Origin of the sequence: Melittangium boletus DSM 14713 (assembly GCF_002305855.1) — a bacterium.
In the GTDB taxonomy this organism is placed as follows: Bacteria; Myxococcota; Myxococcia; order Myxococcales; family Myxococcaceae; genus Cystobacter; species Cystobacter boletus.
Genome location: NZ_CP022163.1, coordinates 5640784 through 5660000, shown reverse-complemented (window position 1 = coordinate 5660000; position 19217 = coordinate 5640784). Strand labels below are relative to the sequence as shown.

At 71.5% G+C, this 19217-nt stretch carries 17 protein-coding genes; 13 read left to right on the top strand and 4 right to left on the bottom strand.

The annotated features are described in order from the left end of the window. The first annotated feature begins 8 nt into the window (after window positions 1-8). The 5 genes from MEBOL_RS23765 to MEBOL_RS41950 all read left to right on the top strand — a co-directional run bounded on the left by MEBOL_RS23765 (window position 9) and on the right by MEBOL_RS41950 (window position 8541). Window positions 9-1499 carry a sensor histidine kinase gene (locus MEBOL_RS23765; protein ID WP_095979595.1) on the top strand — a complete coding sequence of 497 codons (1491 nt, stop codon included), beginning with the start codon at window positions 9-11 and terminating at the stop codon, window positions 1497-1499. A 188-nt stretch (window positions 1500-1687) separates the two neighbouring features. After that, window positions 1688-3811 (top strand): PAS domain-containing sensor histidine kinase, encoded by a 2124-nt coding sequence (locus tag MEBOL_RS23760; RefSeq protein WP_095979594.1) that lies wholly within the window; start codon window positions 1688-1690, stop codon window positions 3809-3811. Further along, on the top strand, window positions 3808-4230 hold the full coding sequence (locus tag MEBOL_RS23755) for a response regulator (RefSeq protein ID WP_095979593.1): 423 nt from the start codon (window positions 3808-3810) through the stop codon (window positions 4228-4230). The genes MEBOL_RS23760 and MEBOL_RS23755 overlap by 4 nt, the downstream gene beginning before the upstream one ends. Beyond that, on the top strand, window positions 4227-6656 hold the full coding sequence (locus MEBOL_RS23750) for a PAS domain-containing protein (RefSeq protein ID WP_095979592.1): 2430 nt from the start codon (window positions 4227-4229) through the stop codon (window positions 6654-6656). Before MEBOL_RS23755 ends, MEBOL_RS23750 begins: the two co-directional genes overlap by 4 nt. Window positions 6657-6693: 37 nt before the next feature. Beyond that, window positions 6694-8541: a serine hydrolase domain-containing protein gene (locus MEBOL_RS41950; RefSeq protein WP_170115578.1), complete on the top strand. Its 1848-nt coding sequence runs from the start codon at window positions 6694-6696 to the stop codon at window positions 8539-8541. Window position 8542: 1 nt separating this feature from the next. Here MEBOL_RS41950 and MEBOL_RS23740 read toward each other — a convergent pair whose 3' ends face one another. Further along, window positions 8543-9121, bottom strand: a complete 579-nt coding sequence (locus MEBOL_RS23740) for an NUDIX hydrolase (RefSeq protein WP_095979590.1) — start codon at window positions 9119-9121, stop codon at window positions 8543-8545. Between the two features lie 59 nt (window positions 9122-9180). Here MEBOL_RS23740 and MEBOL_RS23735 point away from each other — a divergent pair, with 59 nt between their 5' ends. The 3 genes from MEBOL_RS23735 to MEBOL_RS23725 all read left to right on the top strand — a co-directional run bounded on the left by MEBOL_RS23735 (window position 9181) and on the right by MEBOL_RS23725 (window position 12234). Further along, window positions 9181-10590: a sigma-54-dependent transcriptional regulator gene (locus tag MEBOL_RS23735; RefSeq protein WP_095979589.1), complete on the top strand. Its 1410-nt coding sequence runs from the start codon at window positions 9181-9183 to the stop codon at window positions 10588-10590. A 171-nt stretch (window positions 10591-10761) separates the two neighbouring features. After that, entirely contained in the window at window positions 10762-11883 is a 1122-nt protein-coding gene (locus MEBOL_RS23730) for a TetR family transcriptional regulator (protein WP_095979588.1), read from the top strand. 144 nt (window positions 11884-12027) lie between these two features. Further along, complete coding sequence (locus MEBOL_RS23725) at window positions 12028-12234, top strand: cold-shock protein (protein WP_095979587.1); 207 nt, start codon at window positions 12028-12030, stop codon at window positions 12232-12234. Between the two features lie 43 nt (window positions 12235-12277). Here the strand turns inward: MEBOL_RS23725 and MEBOL_RS23720 are convergent, their stop codons facing one another. Then, a complete protein-coding gene (locus MEBOL_RS23720; protein WP_095979586.1) occupies window positions 12278-12817 on the bottom strand; it encodes a hypothetical protein in 540 nt (179 codons plus the stop codon). A gap of 113 nt (window positions 12818-12930) precedes the next feature. Between MEBOL_RS23720 and MEBOL_RS23715 the strand changes: the two genes are divergently transcribed. Next, window positions 12931-13980 (top strand): hypothetical protein, encoded by a 1050-nt coding sequence (locus MEBOL_RS23715; RefSeq protein ID WP_095979585.1) that lies wholly within the window; start codon window positions 12931-12933, stop codon window positions 13978-13980. A gap of 15 nt (window positions 13981-13995) precedes the next feature. Here the strand turns inward: MEBOL_RS23715 and MEBOL_RS23710 are convergent, their stop codons facing one another. Beyond that, window positions 13996-14334 (bottom strand): tetratricopeptide repeat protein, encoded by a 339-nt coding sequence (locus MEBOL_RS23710; protein WP_095979584.1) that lies wholly within the window; start codon window positions 14332-14334, stop codon window positions 13996-13998. Between MEBOL_RS23710 and MEBOL_RS23705 the strand changes: the two genes are divergently transcribed. Genes MEBOL_RS23705 through MEBOL_RS23690 form a run of 4 tightly spaced genes read left to right on the top strand, consistent with a single transcriptional unit; the run spans window position 14333 to window position 17788 of the window. Next, entirely contained in the window at window positions 14333-15601 is a 1269-nt protein-coding gene (locus MEBOL_RS23705) for a glutamate-5-semialdehyde dehydrogenase (RefSeq protein WP_095979583.1), read from the top strand. The two genes, MEBOL_RS23710 and MEBOL_RS23705, sit on opposite strands and share 2 nt — an antisense overlap. Window positions 15602-15617: 16 nt before the next feature. Then, the gene (rsfS, locus tag MEBOL_RS23700; protein ID WP_095979582.1) at window positions 15618-16145 is read left to right on the top strand and encodes a ribosome silencing factor; all 528 of its coding nucleotides are present in this window, start codon (window positions 15618-15620) and stop codon (window positions 16143-16145) included. Beyond that, complete coding sequence (locus MEBOL_RS23695) at window positions 16142-16612, top strand: 23S rRNA (pseudouridine(1915)-N(3))-methyltransferase RlmH (protein ID WP_095979581.1); 471 nt, start codon at window positions 16142-16144, stop codon at window positions 16610-16612. The genes rsfS and MEBOL_RS23695 overlap by 4 nt, the downstream gene beginning before the upstream one ends. Window positions 16613-16663: 51 nt before the next feature. Next, entirely contained in the window at window positions 16664-17788 is a 1125-nt protein-coding gene (locus tag MEBOL_RS23690; protein WP_095979580.1) for an RNA ligase RtcB family protein, read from the top strand. On the opposite strand, the gene pfp is transcribed toward MEBOL_RS23690, so the two are convergent. Beyond that, window positions 17789-19135 (bottom strand): diphosphate--fructose-6-phosphate 1-phosphotransferase, encoded by a 1347-nt coding sequence (gene pfp, locus MEBOL_RS23685; protein ID WP_095979579.1) that lies wholly within the window; start codon window positions 19133-19135, stop codon window positions 17789-17791. Between the last annotated feature and the right edge of the window lie 82 nt (window positions 19136-19217).

Below are 19217 nucleotides of genomic sequence, written 5' to 3'. Positions count from 1 at the left end.
CTCCCCGGATGCGCTGGCCCTCTCGCGTGAAGGACGCCCTCGGTTCGCTCTCGGCGCGCCTGCTCGTGGCGTTCCTCCTGCCCACGCTGCTCTTCCTCGCCCTCACCGGCACGGCCGTCTACGCGCTCGCCCGCGCCATCCTCGAGGATGAGCTGGGCACGAGCCTGTCCGCCATCGCCGCGGCCACCGCGGGACAGGTGAGCGGCGAGCGCATGCTCACCATCGAGCCCGGGGACGATGTCGCGGAGACGCGCACGTGGCGCAACCTCGTGCGCCTGCTCACCGACGTGCGCGACGCGAGCGGCGTGCGGCGCGTCTACGTCGTGGACACCCGGGGCCAGGTGCGCGTGGACGTGGGCGGCGGCCTCCCCGTGGGCGCCGAGGTGCCCGAGCTCGCCCGGGACAGGCTGGAGCTCTCGCGCGTCTTCGCGGGCCAGCGCGCCGCCAGCCAGGTGCTCTTCCAGGGCTCGGACGGGCTGCTCTACAAGACGGGCTACGCGCCCGTGCGCCGCGAGGGCCAGGTGGTGGGCGCGGTCGCCGTGGAGGGCAGCGCCGCCTTCTTCGGACCCCTCGCGCGCCTGTCCCGGAGCTTCGCGGCCGCGAGCGCGGGCGCCCTCGGCGTGCTGGCCCTCGTGGCGCTCGTCACCGCGCGGGGACTCGCCCGGCCCCTGCGGCGGCTCATGGACTCGGCGCTGCGCATCGGACGGGGAGACCTGACGACCCCCGTGCCCCCCGAGCCCACCCGGGAAATCGGCGTGCTCGCGCGCGAGCTGGAGGTGATGCGCGGTGCCCTGGAGAGCCGGGACCGGCAGCTCAAGCTCATGCTCGCGGGCGTGGCCCACGAGGTGCGCAATCCCCTGGGCGGCATCTCCCTCTTCTCGGGCCTGCTCGCCGAGGACCTGAAGGCGGGCGCGGTGGAGGACGCCGCCGGCCATGTGGCGCGCATCCAACATGAGGCGGAGTACCTGCAGCGCATCGTCGAGGACTTCCTCGCCTTCGCCCGCGAGCAGCCGCTGTCCCGCGAGCCCGTGGCCGCGCGGGAGCTGCTGCACGAGGCCCGCGGCCTGCTCACCGCGGATGCCGCGGCGCGGCAAGTGGACGTGGACGTGGAAGCGGACGCGGCGGTGCTCGAGGCGGATGGCAGCCTGCTGACGGCCGCGGTGGTGAACCTGGTGAAGAACGCCGTGCAGGCCTCCCCCCCCGGGGGCCGCGTCCAGGTGACGGGCCGGAACGAGGGCCGGGACTACACCATCCGGGTCCAGGACACGGGCGCGGGCATCCCCGAGGCCGAGCGCGAGCGCATCTTCGAGCCCTTCTTCACCACCCGGGAGAAGGGCACGGGCCTGGGCCTGCCCCTGTCCCGGAAGATCGCCCGGGCCCACGGGGGGGACCTGCGTCTCGTCCCCACCCCGGGGTGTACCACCTTCGAACTCACCCTCCCCCCGGCGGGCGAGCGCCCCCAGCCCTTGCCCGGGCGGACAGGCGAGCCCACCCTGTAAGCGCCCGCTCTTCAAGGGAAATGAAGCACGTTGAATGCCTTGTTGCGCGGACGACAGCGCTGCCATCCCCCTCATGATCACGTACGCTCGCCCGGGATAATCAAGGAACACGGAGTCGGCGGCCCGACGGCGCGAGGAGGGCGCCCCGGCCGGCCCATCTCCCCGTTCGCCGTGAAGGAGTACCCGACGTGTCCCGCCCTCTCGATGGCGATCTCAACGCGCAGCGCCTCCTGCGCTCTCCGCTCGGGGGCCCGGGTCAGGAGCAGCGGCTCGATACCGAGCGCGAGCAGTTCCGCCAGCTCGCCGAGGCCCTGCCGCAGATCGTCTGGACCGCCCGGCCGGACGGCGTGCAGGACTACCTCAACCAGCGCTGGTTCGAATACACGGGGCTGTCCGCCGAGGAGTCCCAAGGGGACGCCTGGATGAGGGCCTTCCATCCAGACGATCTCCCCGAGCACGAGACGCGCTGGCGGCACAGCCTCGCCACGAGCGAGCCCTTCGAGGTGGAGAAGCGCTGCCGCCGGCTGGATGGCGTCTGGCGCTGGTTCCTCGTGCGCGCCATCCCCGTGCGGGATCCCCAGGGCCGGGTCATCCGCTGGTTTGGCACCTGCACCGACATCGATGATCAGAAGCGCACCTCCGACACCCACGGCTTCCTCGCCGAGGCCAGCTCCCTGCTGGCGCTCACATTGGACCCCGAGGAGACCCTGCGCCACTTCACCCGTCTGGCGGTGCCGCGGCTCGCCGACTGGTGCGCGGTGGACCTGGTGGGGGCGGACGAGGCCGTGGAGCGCTCCGCGGTGACCCACGCGGACCCGGTCAAGGAATCCCTGGCCTGGGAGCTGGCGCGCCGCGCACCGGTGGACCTCCAGCTCGCCACGCACGGCACGGGCCACGTCATCCGCACCGGCGAACCGGAACTGCTGGAGTCCATCTCCGACGCCATGCGCTCCAGCATGGCGAGGGATCCGGACGAGTTCCGGCTGCTGTCGGAGGTGGGTCTGTGCTCGAGCATGACCGTGCCCATGGTGGTGCATGGGCGGACGCTGGGCGCCATCACGCTCGCCCAGTCCCAGACCCACCGCGGCTTCTCCGCCGCGGACCTGCCCCTGGCCGAGGAGTTCGCGCGCCGCGCGGCGCTCGCCCTGGACAACGCGCGCATGTACCGCGCGAGCCAGGAGGCCGTGAGCCGCGCCCAGCACGAGCGCCACCAGGCGGAACAGGCGCGCGCCATGCTCGACACCCTGCTCGACGCGGCGCCCGCCGGCATCGCCCTGTTCGATCGGCTGCTGTGCTTCGTGCGCGTCAACCGCGCCCTGCGCGACATCAACCGTCTGCCCGGGGATGGACCGGACAATCCCCTCTCCGAGGCCATCTCCACCCAGGGTCCCGGAGCGGCGCTCGTGGTCCAGTCGCTCGTCAAGGCGTTGGAGACCGGAGAGACCCAGACGGTGGAGTCCACCTCCCGGATGCCCTCGGGCGAGGAGCGGGCGTGGCTGGCGCGCTACGCGCCCGTGCGCTCGGCGGAGGGCAGCACGCTGGGCGTGGCCACGGTCGTGCTGGACATCACCGAGCGCAAGCGCGCCGAGGCCGAACGCGAGCGGCTCATCGCGGCGCTCGAGCGCAGCAACCAGGAGTTGGATCAGTTCGCCTACGTGGCCAGCCACGACCTGAAGGCCCCGCTGCGCGGCATCGCCAACCTGTCACAGTGGATCGAGGACGACCTGCAGGGGGTGATGACCGAGGAGACGCGCGAGCAGATGCGGCTCTTGCGCGGGCGCGTGCAGCGCATGGAATCGCTCATCAACGGCATCCTCGACTACAGCCGCGCGGGAAGGATGCGTGGCCGTCCGGAGCGCGTGGACGTGGGCCGGCTCGTCGCGGAGTGCGTGGAGCTGCTGGCGCCTCCGGAGAGCACGCACGTGGAACTGGCGCCGAACCTGCCCATGCTGCAATACGCCGAGCGCGTGCCCTTGCAGCAGGTGTTCCTCAACCTGCTGGGCAACGCCTTCAAGCACGCCGCCGGCGCCGATGCCCGGGTCCATGTGGAGGTCCGCCCGGCGGAGGACTTCTGGGAGTTCTCCGTGCGCGACAACGGGCCGGGCATCGCGCCCGAGTACCACGAGCGCATCTGGGGCATCTTCCAGACCCTCCAGGCGCGCGATCAGGTGGAGGGCACGGGCATTGGGCTGTCGGTGGTGAAGAAGAGCGTGGAGGCACGCGGCGGCAGGGCCTGGCTGGAGTCCGCGCCGGGTCAGGGCGCCACCTTCCGCTTCACCTGGCCCCACAACACCCCGGACGAGGGGCGATGAACCTCCCCTTCAAGCGGCTCAACATCCTCCTCGTGGATGATGACTCGGTGGACGTGATGCACGTGCAGCGCGCCTTCAAGAAGAGCAACATCCAGAGCACCCTCCACGTGGCCAACGACGGCCGTCAGGCCCTGGAGATGCTGCGCGAGGGCCAGGTGCCCGCCACCAACCGCCTCATCTTGTTGGACCTCAACATGCCCCGGATGAATGGCCTGGAGTTCCTGAGCGCCATCCGCGCGGATCCGGCGCTCAGCAGCACCCCCGTGGTGGTCCTCACCACCTCCAACGATGACCGGGACCGGGTGCAAAGTTATGCCCACCACGTGGCGGGCTACCTCCTCAAGCCCGTCACGTCTCCGGCGTTCGTGGAGTTGATGACCGCTCTCAACGCATACTGGTCACGGGTGGAGCTGCCGTGAAGCCCGAGGAGCGCATGGAGGACCAACGGCTGCGCCTGCTGGTGGCGGATGATGACGAGGTGGATCGGCTCGCGGTGCGGCGCGCCCTGCTCAAGGCGGGGTTGAGCGCCCAGCTCGTCGAGGTGGCGGATGGTTCGTCCGCGCTCGCGGCGCTCCTGCGCGAGCCCTTCGACTGCGCCCTGCTCGACTTCCAGATGCCGGGGCGGGATGGGCTCCAGGTGCTGCGCGAGGCGCGTGCCGCGCTGGTGGAGACCCCCATCATCATGCTCACCGGCCAGGGGGATGAGCAGACGGCCGTGGAGCTGATGAAGGCGGGCGCCACGGACTACCTGGGCAAGTCCTCGCTCACGGCCGAGCGTCTGGCGCACATCCTGCGCCAGGCCCTGCGTCTGCACGAGGCCCAGCAACAGTACCGCACCCTCGCCGAGGTCCTGCCCCACACCATCTGGACGAGCCGCCCCGACGGGCAGATGGACTACCTGAGCCGCCGCGGCTTCGAGACCCTGGCGGTGCCTCCGGGAGAGGCTTCGCGATGGATGGAGGCCGTGCACCCGGATGATCAGCCGCGGCTGCTGGAGCACTGGCGGCGCAGCCTGGAGAGCGGCGAGCCCTTCGAGGTGGAGAGCCGCCTGCGCGATCCGGAAGGCCAGGACCACTGGCACCTCATCCGGGCCCATCCCCTGCGCGACGCCCGGGGCCGGGTGCTGCGCTGGTTCGGCACCAACGCGAACATCGACGGGCAGCGCCGGGCCCAGGAGCGGATCTCCCGGCTCCAGGCCGTCACCGCCGCGCTCTCCGAGGCGCCCTCGCCCCGGCAGGTGCTCGACGTCATCGTCACCCAGGGACAGGCCGCGCTGGATGCCCAGGCGGGGACCGTGTGGCTCATGGCCGAGGATGCTCCCTTCCTGGAGGCCGCGGGCCCCGGCACGAGGGAGCTGGCGCGCGGACTGGAGCGCATCGCCCTCGACGCCCCCGTGGCCGTGGCGGAAGCGGTGCGGCAGGATCGGCTCGTCACCTACTCCACCCGGGAGGAGCGGGATCATCGCTACCCGGGACTCGCCCGCCAGGGACTGCCTTTCGAGGCCTCGGCGGTGATGCCCCTGCGCGGCAGCCGCGGCGTCATGGGTGCCCTGGTGGTGAACTTCACCCGGCGGCGCGTCCTCCAGGCCGACGAGCAGGACTTCTTCCTCGCCCTGGCGCGGCAGGGGGCCCAGGCGCTCGAGCGCGCCCGCCTCTATGAAGCCGCGCAGCAGGCCCGCGCCGCCGCCGAGGCGAGCGAGACCCAGTTGCGCCACGTGCTCGCCGAGCGCGAGCGGATGGAGGCCACGCTCCAGGAGCGCGACGAGCGGCTGCGCGCGGCCTTGTGGGCGAGCAGCACCGGCACCCTGCGCTGGGACTTGCGCACCGGCGGGCTCGAGTGGGACGAGAACCTGGACCAGCTCTTCGGCCTGGCGCCGGGCCGCACGGTGCAGACGATCGACGACTTCCTGGCGCTGGTGCACCCCGACGAGCGCGAGGAGGCCCGGCGCCGCACCCGCGCGTGCGCGAACGAGGGCGCGGACTTCGAGATGGACTTCCGCGTGGTGTGGCCGGACGAGCACGTGCACTGGCTGAGCAGCAAGGGCAAGACGTTCGTGGACGCCAACGGGCGCCCGCTCTACATGACGGGCGCCTGCGTGGACATCACCGTGCAGAAGCAGCAGGAGGCCGAGGCGCGCCAGCTCGCCGAGTTCGAGCGGCAGATCCTCGGCATCGTGAGCCACGACCTGCGCAACCCCCTGAGCGTCATCCGCATCTCCGCCTCCACGCTGCTCGCGCGCACGGGGCTCGACGAGCGGCAGAGCAAGAGCCTCACGCGCATCATCACCGCCACGGATCGCTCCACCCGCCTCATCCGCGACCTCTTGGACTTCAGCCAGGCGCGGCTGGGTGGCGGAATCCCCGTGGAGCGCAAGCGCTCGGATCTCTTCGAGCTGACGCGCGGCGTGGTGGAGGAGTTCGCCGCGAGCCATCCGGAGCGCCAGTTGGACTTCGTCCGGGAGGGAGACGGCCAGGGCGAGTGGGATGGGGATCGGCTCGCGCAGGTGTTCGGCAACCTCGTGGGCAACGCCATCCAACACAGCCCGCCGCACACGGCCGTGCGGGTGCGCTGCGCGGGGGAAGCCTCCACGGTGCTCGTGGAGATCCACAACGAGGGCTCCCCCATCGACCCGGCCAGCCTGCCCGACCTGTTCGAGCCCTTCCGCCGCGGACGTCAGGCGGGCAGCGGCGCGGGCAGCGTGGGGCTGGGGCTCTACATCACCCGGCAGTTGGTGCTGGCCCATGGAGGCCGCATCCGGGTGACATCACTCGATGGCGAGGGCACCCGCTTCGCCGTGCGGCTGCCCCGCAGTTCCCTGACGCCCGCGCCCGTGCCCCGGAACTGAGGCCCGTCTGACAGAGTCCCTCGCCGCCAGCCCCCGCGTGGGCCTGACCGTCCTGGTGCTCGTGCTCCTGGGAGCCGCCACCCCCGTCCGAGCCCAGACGCTCCCTGGAGACTCCGCCGAGCCCCTGGACGCGTTCGTGCGGCGGGTCGTCACCCGTCAGCTCGCGGACCACCGGATTCCCGGCGCGACCGTGTTGGTGGTGCGCGACGGCCGGGTGGTGCTGACCCAGGGCCATGGCGAGGCGGACACCGGCCGGGGCCTTCCCGTGGACGCGGAGCGCACGCTCTTTCGCGTGGCCTCCGTGGGCAAGCTGTTCGTCTGGACGGCGGTGATGCGGCTCGTCGAGCGGGGCCAGCTCGAGCTGGACACGGACGTGAATACCTGGCTGGAAGAAGGCCTCCAGCTTCCCCGCACCTTCCCGGAGCCCGTCACGCTCCGGCACCTGATGGCGCACACGGGCGGCTTCGCGGTCCCCGAACGTCTCTGGCCCGCGGGTCCGACCCCGGACGCCCTGGTCGACTATCTCCAGGAGCGAAGGCCCCCGCGGGTCCGCCCTCCCGGAGAGCTCTCGGCGTACTCCGATTATGGAGCGGCCCTGGCCGAGCACATCGTCGAGCGCGTCACGGGCCAACCCTTCGAGGACCATCTCCGCGAGGAAATCTGGGAGCCGTTGGGCATGCGGCGCACCCTCTTCCGGCGATCGGTGCCTCCCGAGTTCGTCGCGGACACGGCGCTCGGCCACCCCCTGGAACAAGGGCGCCCGCGCGCCCAACCCCTGGAGCGGGTGGTGGTGGCGTCGAGCGGCTCGATGCTCACGACGGCGCCGGACCTCGCGCGCTTCATGCTCGCGCACCTCCACGGAGGCGCGGTCGACGGCCACCGCATCCTGGGCGAGGAGACGGTGCGGCGGATGCATCAACAGCACTTCACGCACGACGCCCGGCTGAGTGGGTGGGCCCATGGCTTCATGGAGTTCCACCTGAATGGGCGGCGGCTCCTCGGCCACACGGGAGACGCGTACCAGTTCACCTCGCTGCTGGTGCTGATGCCCGAGCACGGCTGGGGCCTGTTCGTCTCCTACAACGGCCTGGGAGAGCGAAACGCCGCGCAGCGGGCCCGGATGGAGCTGCTGCGCGCCCTGCTCGACCGCGACTTCCCCGCGCCCCCGCCTCGAGCGCCCACGAAGCGCCTCGTCACACGGCCCGAGCGATTCACCGGCACCTACCAGACGACGTGGAGGAGCTCCGGCACGGCGGAGGCCTCGCTCGCGTGGCGCCAGGAAATCCGCGTGCGCGAGGAGGAGGGCACCCTGCGCGTCCATCAGCCCGGCATGACGGCCCGCCGCTGGGTGGAGAAGGAACCCCTGCTCTTCCAGCCCGCCGAGACCCCGGACGCTCCCGACCGCGTGGCCTTCCGGGAGGATGCCCAGGGACACATCACCCACCTGTTCCTCGAGAACCGGCCCCTGGAGGCCTATGAGCGCGCGCCCTGGTACGACACCGCGCCCGTCGCCCTGGGGTTGTTCGCCGGATGCGGCGCGCTCTTCGCGCTGGCCGTGGGGATGGGACTCCTCCTGCGCACCGGGGCCGTGGCGCCCCTGGCGGCCCTGAGCCTGTGGAATCTGCTCGTGCTCACCGGCGTCGTGCTACTGGTGCGCCCGCTCGTGCCCTTCGATGGCGACGACACCCCGTGGCTGCTCGGCGCCACCCGGACGAGCGCGCTGCTGGGCGTGGGCCTCACCCCCGGGGCGCTCTTCTGGAGCGCTCGGACGGGGCGACGCGGCGGGGGCTCATGGACCTGGCGGCTGCTCTTCTCGGGAGTCGCCCTGGCCTCGGCCCTCCTCACCCTCTGGCTGCATCACTGGCACCTGCTCGGAGGCGGGTGAGTCAGCCCCCGCGCACCACCCCCCGGGCCTTCTCCATCAGGCGCCGCAGCGCGGCCTCCTGCCCCACCCGCGCCAGGGCCTCGTCCCAACCGAACCACTGGGCGCCCGAGGACTCGTTCGGGTCGTGCAGCAGGGCCTCCGGGTTCTCCGCCACCACCAGGAAGCGCACGTCCAGGTGCAGGTGCTCGGGCTCATCCTTGCGCGCGGAGATGAGGTGCACGTCCACGTCCAGTGGGCTCGGCGCCTTGGGATGCAACGACACCCGGCAGCCCGTCTCCTCCCGCGCCTCGCGCAACGCCGAGGCCTCCATGCTGCCCGCGTCCACGTCCTCCGCGTGTCCTCCGGGCTGCAACCACCGGTTGAACTTGCCATGGAGCACCAGCGCCACCCGCTCCCCCGCCGGGTCCACCACCACGGCGCTGCCCGTGAAGTGCGCCCGGAGCTGCTTCCGGGAGAAGGGCCGCTCCAGTTCGCTGGCGAAGCGGCGCATGAGCTCCAGATCTTCCCGCTCCTTGAGATCCTGGGGGACGTGTCGGGACAACAGGGCGCGAAGGTCTTCCAAGGGGGCGATCGTCGTCATGGGGGGGCGCATTGTGCCCACTTCGCCCCTGGGCGCCAGAACGGGATAGGGTCGCCCCCATGGCTCGCATCCTCGTCATCGACGACCACGACACGCTCCGCGAGGGCATGGCGGTCACCCTCACCCGCTCCGGCCACAGCGTGACCGCCGCGCGCTCCGGTACCGATGGCGTCGCCGCCTACAAGAAGACGCCCTTCGACCTGGTCGTCACCGACCTCAAGATGGATGGAATGGACGGCATCGCCGTCACCCGGACCCTCAAGGCGCAGGACCCCGCGGCCGTCGTCATGGTCGTCACCGCCTTTGGCACCATCGAGACGGCCGTGCAGGCCATGCAGCAGGGCGCCTACGACTTCATCACCAAGCCCTTCACCCCGGACGTGCTGCGCGCCAAGGTGGAGAAGGGCCTGGAGCTGTCCTCCGCCCGCCGTCAGGTGGAGCGCCTGTCCGCGCGCACCGAGGCGCTCGAGTCCGACGCCGCCCGCGCCCATGGGGGACTGCTGGTGGGCGACAGCGAGCCCCTGCAGCGGCTCGTCACCCAGGTGCGCAAGGCGGCCGCCACCGACGCCACCGTGCTCGTGCGCGGCGAGTCCGGCACCGGCAAGGAGCTGGTGGCGCGCATGCTCCACCAGTGCTCGCCGCGCAAGGACGGGCCCTTCATCGTCGTGCACTGCGCCGCCCTGGCCGAGACGCTGTTGGAGAGCGAGCTGTTCGGCCACGAGCGCGGAGCCTTCACCGGCGCCATCAAGCGCAAGCTCGGCCGCTTCGAGCTCGCCGACAGCGGCACGCTCTTCCTCGATGAAATCGGCGAGATCCCCGCCAGCGTCCAGACGAAGCTCCTGCGCGTGCTCCAGGAGAAGGAGCTCCAGCGCGTGGGCGGCGAGGAGACGATCAAGGTGGACGTGCGCGTGGTGAGCGCCACGCACCGCGACCTCCAGGCCGAGGTGAAGGCGGGCCGCTTCCGCGAGGACCTGTACTACCGGCTGCACATCGTCCCCCTGCTGCTGCCGCCCCTGCGCGAGCGCCCCGAGGACATCGCCACGCTGGCGCGGCACTTCGTCGCCCGGCACGGGCCGCGCGTGAACAAGCGGGTGAAGGGCCTGGAGGACAGCGCCCTGCGCGCGCTCGGCCGCTACGCGTGGCCGGGCAACGTGCGCGAGCTGGAGAACGTCATCGAGCAGTCGCTCGTCTTCGCCGAGGGCGAAACGCTCGCCGCCGAGGACCTGCCCGCGCACCTCACGGGCGTCAGCCCGCGCACGGACACCGGCCTGCCCATCCCCACGGGAGATCGCCCGCTGCCCGACATCCTCGAGGACCTGGAGCGGCAGCTCATCGCGCGCGCCTACGAGAAGGCCGGGGGCGTGAAGACGGAGACCGCCCGGCTGCTCGGCATCAAGACGTCGGCGCTGTACTACAAGCTGGAGAAATACGGTTTCATCTCCAAGGGAGAGCGCCCCGAGGAGCCCTGACCCTCGAAAATCCACCGCCGCCGGAGGCCCGGGAGTGGTTTTCCACCGATCCGGGCGCGCCCTCCCCCGACCGCCTGGCCGAACCCCCTGGAACCACTCGGGTTAGGTGGCGAACCCGGCACCCCGGCGTGCGGTGGCCCTGGCATCCGGCTTGCTGATAGGACAGCGGTGATGAAGCGCGCCTGTTTCTCCCTGCTGCTGTGCCTCGTCCTGGGGACGCCCGTGTGGGCGGCCTCGGGCCTGGACGCGCCGCGCACGGAGGCCCAGGAGGCGCGGGCCCGGGTGCGCGAGCTGCGCGAGCACCAGCAGGCGCTGCGCGCGGAGTTGAACACCCTGGCCGGCCGCATCGAACAGCTCAAGGCCGAGCAGAAGGGCCGGCTGGTGGCGGGCCCGGAGCTGCAGGGGGCGTTGCGGCAGTCTCAGGAGTTGTCCGGACAGCTCACGGGACTGGCCCAGTCGCTCGCCGGAGCCGAGTCCGACGCGGAGCGCAAGAACCTGACGCTGCACACGGCGCTGTCCGCGGAACTCGACCGGGTGCGCGCGGCCTGGGACGCCACGAGTGACCGCCAGGCCCGCGCCGGGCTCATCGCCCGCATGCGCGCCCTGCGCACCGAGCGCGACGCGTTGCGCTCGGCCCTGCCGCCCTCGCAGGTGCTGGCGCCCCCCTCGCTGGCCACCAGTGATGACTCCGAGGATCTGCTCGAGCAGGCGGATGCCCTGCGGGACTCCGAGGACAAGGTGCGCGAGCGGCTCAAGACCCTGCGCGCCCGCCTCACCGAGGTGCGCGAGGAGCGGGAGCTGGACCGGCGCATGAGTGACTTCCTCGGCGAGGAGTCCATGTTCGACGAGCAGGACCGGCGCCTGAACCTGAGGGTCGATGGCTCCGGAACCGTGTCGGTGAACGCGACCCCGCGCCTCGGCGGCGGCGGCCTGTTCTCCTCGCGGGAGGAAGCCATCCCTACCCTGCCCGATCTGACCGTGGGGGACAGCTCCCCCATTCCCCCCGCCAACCCGCCCCCCTCGCCCGGGGCTCCAGGGACGGGAGGAGGCGTTGGCGGGAACCCGGGTCCGAGCGAGCCACCGGGCTCCTCCCACTCACCGCCCCCGCGTGTCTCCCACCAGGCGTCCGACAGCCGCCCCCAGGTGGGCACGGTGCGCGCCCAGGCCCTGGCCAGTGACGCCGTGGACGACGTGCGCGCCCTGGAGCAGGAAGCGGCGCGGCTCGAATCGCTCGCCCGGGAGCTGGGCGCGCGCGCGGGCTCCCTGGAGCGCCGGGCCCGCGAACTGCGCTAGTTCTTGAATGAACGCCTCCGGGCCAAATGATGAGGATTTCACGGTCCGCGTTCGCGGGAAGCTGAGTAAGCTTCACCCCTCGCTCGGGTCGAGCGAACGGCCCGGGCGATGAACGCCCGAGCAGGCGGAAAGAGGATCAGCAACATGGCCAGTGGAACGGTGAAGTGGTTCAACGACGCGAAGGGCTTTGGCTTCATCACCCAGGACGGAGGGGGCGCCGACGTGTTCTGCCACCACACCGCGATCCAGAGCGACGGCTTCCGCACCCTCGCCGAGGGACAGAAGGTGGAGTTCGACGTGAAGAAGGGGCCCAAGGGGCTCCAGGCCGAGAACGTCCGTCCGATCGGCTGAACCCCGGAGCGGCGGCCGCTGATGGGCCGCCCCCCTCGCCGCCTCAGAGCCGCACCTGCACGTCCAGCTTCACGTCGGCCTGCAAGCGCACCTCCTTGGGCGGCATCCGGCCCTTGCCGCGCACGGACAGGCTCATGGACGGCGCGGACAGGAAGGGCTGTAGTTCCACACCCGTGAGCTCCATGGACAGCACGGGGTTGGGCGCCTTGAGGCCCAACGCGGCGATGTTCTGCCGGCTCGCCACCAGCACCTCCCGGTCCCCCGTCCTGGCGTAGCACTCCAGGGTGTCGAGGAAGGAGAAGTCCTGGTCCGCGGGGGCGAGCACCTTGAGCTGGAAGGACTTGAGCTTCGCGCTCGCGACACGGTCCTTGGTGATCCCCTGATTCTGGAAGTCCTGGTTCTGGTTGAAGTCCAGCCCGCTGAAGCTGGCGATGGCGGGAAAGGCATCGAGCGGGGGGATGACTCCGCCCAGGGGCGCGGCGGGGACGGTCGTCTCTCCCTTCACCTCCGCGACGAAGGTGGGGGGGCCGCAGGCCGCGAGCGCGAGCAGGACACACACGGGGAGCACGGATGGGGGGCGCATGCCGGGAATCTAACGGCCGGGCGGGGATGCCGTCACCGCCAGGGCCCCGGCGCGTCCCGGAACTCCTCGTGAACGGAGCGTGAGGCGGTGACCCGGAGTATGGTGCGCCCCGTTTGAGACGGCTCCTCTCCGCGCTGCTGGTGTTGGTCGGGGCCCATGCTGGTGGCGCCCATGCCGCCGACGTGGAGGGACGCCTGCGCGTGACGGGGCGCATGCTGATGGACGGCAACGCCCCCCGGGACTTCACCCAGGGCAACCGCCTCGCGGATACCTCGGATCTGGTGTTCGGACTGCTCGCCTCGGCCGAGGGCCGCTACACGGCGGAGCGCTGGCAACTCGTGGGCCGCTACGACGGCGGTGGCCGTGCCTACCTGAGCTTCACCCAGGAGAACACCTGGGTGCAGTCCGTCGCGCTGGAGGGCTCGCATGCCCTGGGGCCGACGCTCGGCGTGGGCGTGGAGGGGCGCGTCAAGGACCGGCGGGGCGGCACCCGGGCGTACTCGGACCTGGCGGCCTCGGCCTTCACCGAATACGCCCCGGACGCGCGGCTCGCCTTGCGCCTGCGCGCCGGAGCCCACCGCTTCCTCTACCGCCCGGACTATTCCGCCAGCTTCGGCGGCCTGGAGGCCGGCGCCCTCGTGCGCTACCGCATCGACCGCCGCCATGCCCTGAGCCTCTCGGGCGAATACGGCGCGCGCCGCTACCCCTTCGCCGCGCGACTGGCCCCGGACGCGCCCCCCCGGCTGACGGACCGGCGGCGCGATGGCGCCCTCCTCGCGAGCGTGGGCTACACCTACAAGGGGCCCCTCTCGCTCGGACTCGGCTACTCCTACGTGGAGACCCGCTCCAACAGCTTCGGCGAGTCCATGCAGCGCCACCGGCTGAGCGCCACCGCGGGGGTGCGCCTGCCCGCGAAGCTGATGCTCCTGGGCCAGGGGGCGCTCGGCATCAACCTCTACCCGGACCGCATCTACCTCTCGCCGGAGATCGCCCTGCTCGAGGACGACGAGGCGCAGAACATGCTGTCGCTCCGGCTCGTGCGGCCCATGAGCGAGCACGTGGACCTGGAGCTGTCCTACGCGGCCTATGGCACCCGGCTGCCGCAGAACAACCTGTACTACTCGCGCCAGGTGGGCGGCGTGGGCCTCACCTGGCGGCCGTGACGCACGCGCCTCGCGTCACTCGAGCCCGGCCAGCCGCTCGTCGATCTCCTCGGCGAGGCTGGCGTGGCTCTGGGCGAGCGCCGTGTCCCGGGCGCGGGTGAGCACCTCGCGGGCCTTGGACGTCTGACCGGCCCCCGTATAGGCATCCCCGAGCGACACCAGGGCCGCGGCGTAGGTGGGCTCCAGGCGCACGGCCGTCTCCAGGGAGGCGGCGGCCTCGGCGTAGCGCCGGGCCTCCAGCAGGGCCTTTCCCAGGGAGAAATGGGCCATGGGGGTGTCGGGGAACTGCTCCGCCATCTTCTTGAACTGCTCCAACCGGGCGTCGCTCATGGCGGGGTGATAGAGGAGAGGCATGTCCGTTGCCAAGCAAGACGTGCGCTCCCTCGCCGAGGCCGCCCGGAAGGCCTCGCGCGTGCTCGCCACCGCCCCCACCGCCCAGAAGGACGAGGCCCTGCGTGCCATGGCCCGCCACCTGCGCGCCCGCCTGCCCGCCATCCTCGCCGCCAACGCCGAGGACCTGGCGGCCGCGCGCGACGCGGGCAAACCCGCCGCCTTCCTGGACCGGCTGCTCCTGGACGCCGGCCGCGTGGAAGGCATGGCGAAGGCGGTGGAGGAAGTCGCCGCCCTGAAGGATCCCGTCGGCGAGGAGACGGAGGCGTGGGACCGGCCCAATGGGCTGCACGTGCGCAAGGTGCGGCTGCCCCTGGGCGTGGTGCTGATGATCTACGAGGCCCGGCCCAACGTGACGAGCGACGCGGCGGCGCTGTGCCTCAAGAGCGGCAACGCGTCCCTGCTGCGCGGCGGGAGCGAGGCGGCGCGCTCCAACGCGGCCATCGCGGCGGCGCTCGCGGCGGGGCTCACCGAGGCGGGGCTGCCGGCGACGAGCATCCAGGCGGTGCCTCCCGGGGAGCGCGAGACGCTGCTGGAGCTCATCAAGCTGGAGGGCCTCATCGACCTGTGCATTCCGCGCGGAGGCGAGGGGCTCATCCGCTTCGTGGCGGAGAACGCGCGCGTTCCGGTGGTGAAGCACTACAAGGGCGTCTGCCATGTGTACGTGCACGCGGCGGCGGACCTGGACATGGCCTCGCGCATCACGCTCAACGCCAAGACGAGCCGCCCGGGGGTGTGCAACGCCGCCGAGTGCCTGCTGGTGGACGCCGCGGTGGCGGACACCTTCCTGCCCCGGGTGGGCCGGGAACTGGTGGCGCGGGGCGTGGAGCTGCGCGGGGACGAGACCACGGTGCGGGTGCTCGGGGGCGCCGGAGTGGCGGTGAAGCCCGCGGCCGAGGCCGACTGGGGCCAGGAATTCCTGGACCTCATCCTCGCGGTGAAGGTGGTGGAGGGCCTGGACGACGCACTGAGCCACATCTCGCGCTACGGCAGCGAGCACACCGAGGCCATCATCACGGCGGATGCCTCGGTGGCGGGGCGCTTCACCCGGGAAGTCCAGGCGAGCGGCGTGGCGTGGAACGCCTCCACCCGCTTCAATGATGGGGGGGAGCTGGGCCTGGGCGCGGAGATCGGCATCTCCACCAGCCGGCTGCACGCCTTCGGCCCCATGGGGCTCAAGGAGTTGACCAGCCAGAAGTACGTGATCCACGGACAGGGGCAGGTGCGCTAGGGTGCGCCAGACACGTATGGCACTCAAGAAGACCCCCAAGAAGAAGCCCGCGGCGAAGAAGAGCGCGACCAAGACGCCGGCGGCACGCAAGAAGACGGCGGCGAAGAAGGCGACGGCCAAGAAGCTGCCCGCGCGCAAGAAGGCCGCGCGCAAGAAGGCGGCGCCCGAGACCGCGGCGGCCCCGGCCATCGTGGAGAATCCACGCGCCCACGCGCTGGCGCGCAAGATTGGCAACCTGCTGTCGGACAAGAAGGCCGTGGACATCGTCATCCTCGACGTGCGCGGCATGACGTCCTACGCGGACTATGTCGTGGTGGCCTCGGGCGAGAGCGATCGGCAGGTGTCCAGCATGGCCGAGCACGTGCTCGTCAAGCTCAAGGAGTCCGAGGGCCTGCGCCCCGTGGGCCACGAGGGCATGGACACGGGCCAGTGGGTGCTCCTGGACTTCGGCGAGGTGGTCGCCCACATCTTCTATTCCGAGATGCGCGCGCACTATGACCTCGAGGGACTCTGGGCCGACGCGGGCCGGGAGAAGGTGGCCTGAAGGTCCGGCTCGTCTCCGTGGGCAGGGACCGCTCGGGCCTGTACGAGCCCGCGGTCCAGGAGTACGCCTCGCGTCTGGCGCACTACACCCGCTTCGAGCTGGTGGAGCTGCCCGAGGCCGGGGGCAAGAAGGGCAAGGCCCCGCTGGGCGCCGCCCGGGCGAGCGAGGCCGACGCCCTGCTCGCCCGGAAGAAGCCGCAGGAGCTGCTCGTGGCGCTCGACGAGCGGGGCAAGCTGCTCGACTCGGTGGAGTTCAGCCGCTACGTGGGCAAGGCGCGGGATGGCGCGAAGGATCTCCTGCTCGTCATCGGCGGCGACGAGGGACTGGACGAGCGGGTGCGGCAAGCCGCCGACCTCGTCCTCTCCCTGTCGAAGATGACACTGCCGCACCGGATGGCGCGCATGGTGCTGGTGGAACAGCTCTACCGCGCCTTCACGCTCCTCAAGGGTGAGCCGTACCACAAATGACGTTCCCGGCGGCCGCGTCAGGCCGCCACGGCGGCGCGCGTCGGCGGGGACATGCCTTCAACTCCCGCCATCATCCGCGTCATCGCCTCGCCCCAGTCCTGGGTGGAGGGCGAGGCCCTGCGTCAACTCGAGGCCGCCGCGCGGCTGCCCGGCATGCGCGCCGCGGTGGGACTTCCAGACCTGCACCCGGGAAAGGGCGCTCCCGTGGGCGCGGCGTTCGCCTCGGAAGGCGTCTTCTACCCCTTCCTGGTGGGCAACGACATCGGCTGTGGCATGGGGCTGTGGTGCCTGGAGCTTCCCGCGCGCAAGGCCCGGCCCGAGCGATGGGCCGCACGGCTGGACCTCGAGGGCCCCTGGGAGGGAGACGCGGAAGGCATGCTCGCGAGCCTGGGCGCGAAGCCCTGTGGCTTCGAGGCATCGCTCGGCACCGTGGGAGGCGGCAACCACTTCGCCGAGCTGCAACGGGTGGAAGCCGTGCACGACCCGGCGGCCTTCGCCGCGCTGAAACTGGAGTCGGATCGGCTGCTGTTGCTCGTCCACTCCGGCTCGCGGGGCCTGGGCGAGGCCATCCTGCGCGCGCACGTGGACCGGCATGGCACGGGGAGTCTCACCGAGGACTCGGCCGAAGCACACGCGTACCTCACGCGGCATGATCAAGCCGTGTGCTGGGCCCGCGCCAATCGCGCCACCATCGCCGAGCGCGTGATGCGGGGCGTGGGCACGGCGGGAAGCCCCGTGCTCGACGTGTGCCACAACAGCGTCACCCCGAAGGCGTGGAACGGACAGCGCCACTGGCTGCACCGCAAGGGAGCGGCGCCCTCGGACCAAGGGCCGGTGGTGATTCCCGGCAGCCGGGGCGCGCTGAGCTACCTGGTCCAGCCCCTGGGCGACGGCGCGGCGCATGCCCACAGCCTGGCACACGGGGCTGGCCGCAAGTGGACGCGCACCAGCGCCCGCGAGCGGATGCGCGAGCGATTCACCCCCGATGCCCTTCTGCGCACGTCCTTCAAGAGCCACGTGGTCTGCGAGGATCGCGACCTGCTCTTCGAGGAAGCGCCCCCCGCGTACAAGGCCATCGACCGCGTGGTGGGCGACCTGGTGGACGCGGGGCTCGTGCGGGTGGTGGCCACGCTCGCGCCCGTGCTCACCTACAAGACCCGGAGCCGGCGGGAGTAATCAAGAGACGGGCGGCCCCGCGTCCGACTTGTCGGTGCCCTCGGAGGGCCCTCCCCGCTTGGGCTTGGCCGCCAGGGCGAGGCCGATGTCCACCGCCACTTCGGGCTCGTCCTTCACCAGGTGGAAGAACTGCTCGCGGAACGCCTCGGGCGTGAGCTGGGTGACCTTGGCGAAGCGCGCCAGCTCCTCGGGCCGCGAGAAGTCATCGCGCTTGAGCCGCAACATGAAGCTGCGGGCGATGCGGTAGCGGTCCGAGTCCACGTCCACCATGCGCACCCGGGGCCGGCCCGTGGCCGGGTCCTTCATCTGCTCGAAGGGAATGGCCACGAAGCGTCCGTTGATCATGGAGACCACGGCCTCGGTGCCCCCCTCGATGATGTAGCGCGCCGCGCAGTGCCCGAGGTCCCGCGTGTACTCCATGTCGAAGGGAATGGGGTCCGCGCAGCGCACCTCGTAGCCGATGTACTTGGGAATGAGCGTGGCCTTGAGCCCGAACTGGGCGAGCCGCGCCTTCACGCCCTTCTCCAACACCTCGCCCAGCTGCACGTCCGCCACGTGGAGGTTGCCCATGTGGTCGCGCGGCAACTCCGTGTGACGCGCCAGGTCCTCGGGGTCGATGCAGTCGGCGAGGCCCTCGGCGAGCAGGGCGATGCCATCCGCGCGCCCATAGGCCTGGCGCTTGATGACCGAACCCGCGAGCAGGTCCACCACGGTGGCGAAGGGCACCTTCTTTCCCCGGAACTCCTCGGGGATGAGGGTGACGGTGGCGCCCACGGCCTTGCCGATGGCCAGGGCGAGATGCCCCGCCTTGCGGCCCTGGGCGACGACGAAGTACCAGCGCGAGGTCGTCTTCGCGTCGACCATGAGGTTCTTGACGATCTCCACGCCCACGTGACGCGCCGTCTGGAAGCCGAAGGTGCTCGTGTCGTCGGGCAGATCGATGTCGTTGTCGATCGTCTTGGGCACGTGCACCACGCGGATGCGCCCGCGCGTCTTCTCGGAGATGATCTGCGCGAGCGTGGCGGTGCCATCGCCGCCCACGGTGATGAGCATGCCCACGTCCAGCTTGTCGAGCCCGTCGAGCGTGCGCTGCAGGTGCTCGGGCGAGCGCGTGGGATTGGCGCGCGAGATGCCGATGTACGAGCCGCCGCGGAAGTGGATGCGGCTGGTGTCCTCGATGGTGAGGGGGATGATGTGAGAGGTGTCCCCCTCGGCGAGCCACTTGAAGCCATCCTGGAGGCCAATCACCTCCACGCCGGCGAGGCGGGCCCGGATGGTGGCCGCTCCAATCACGCTGTTGATGCCTGGGGCGGGGCCCCCGGCGACGACGATGGCGAGCTTCTTCATGAGTCTCCCTGACGTTTCGCCTCATACTGACCCGGAGCGGCGGCGGAGCCCAGGGAGAAGACGACGCGGCCCCCCGGTTGCA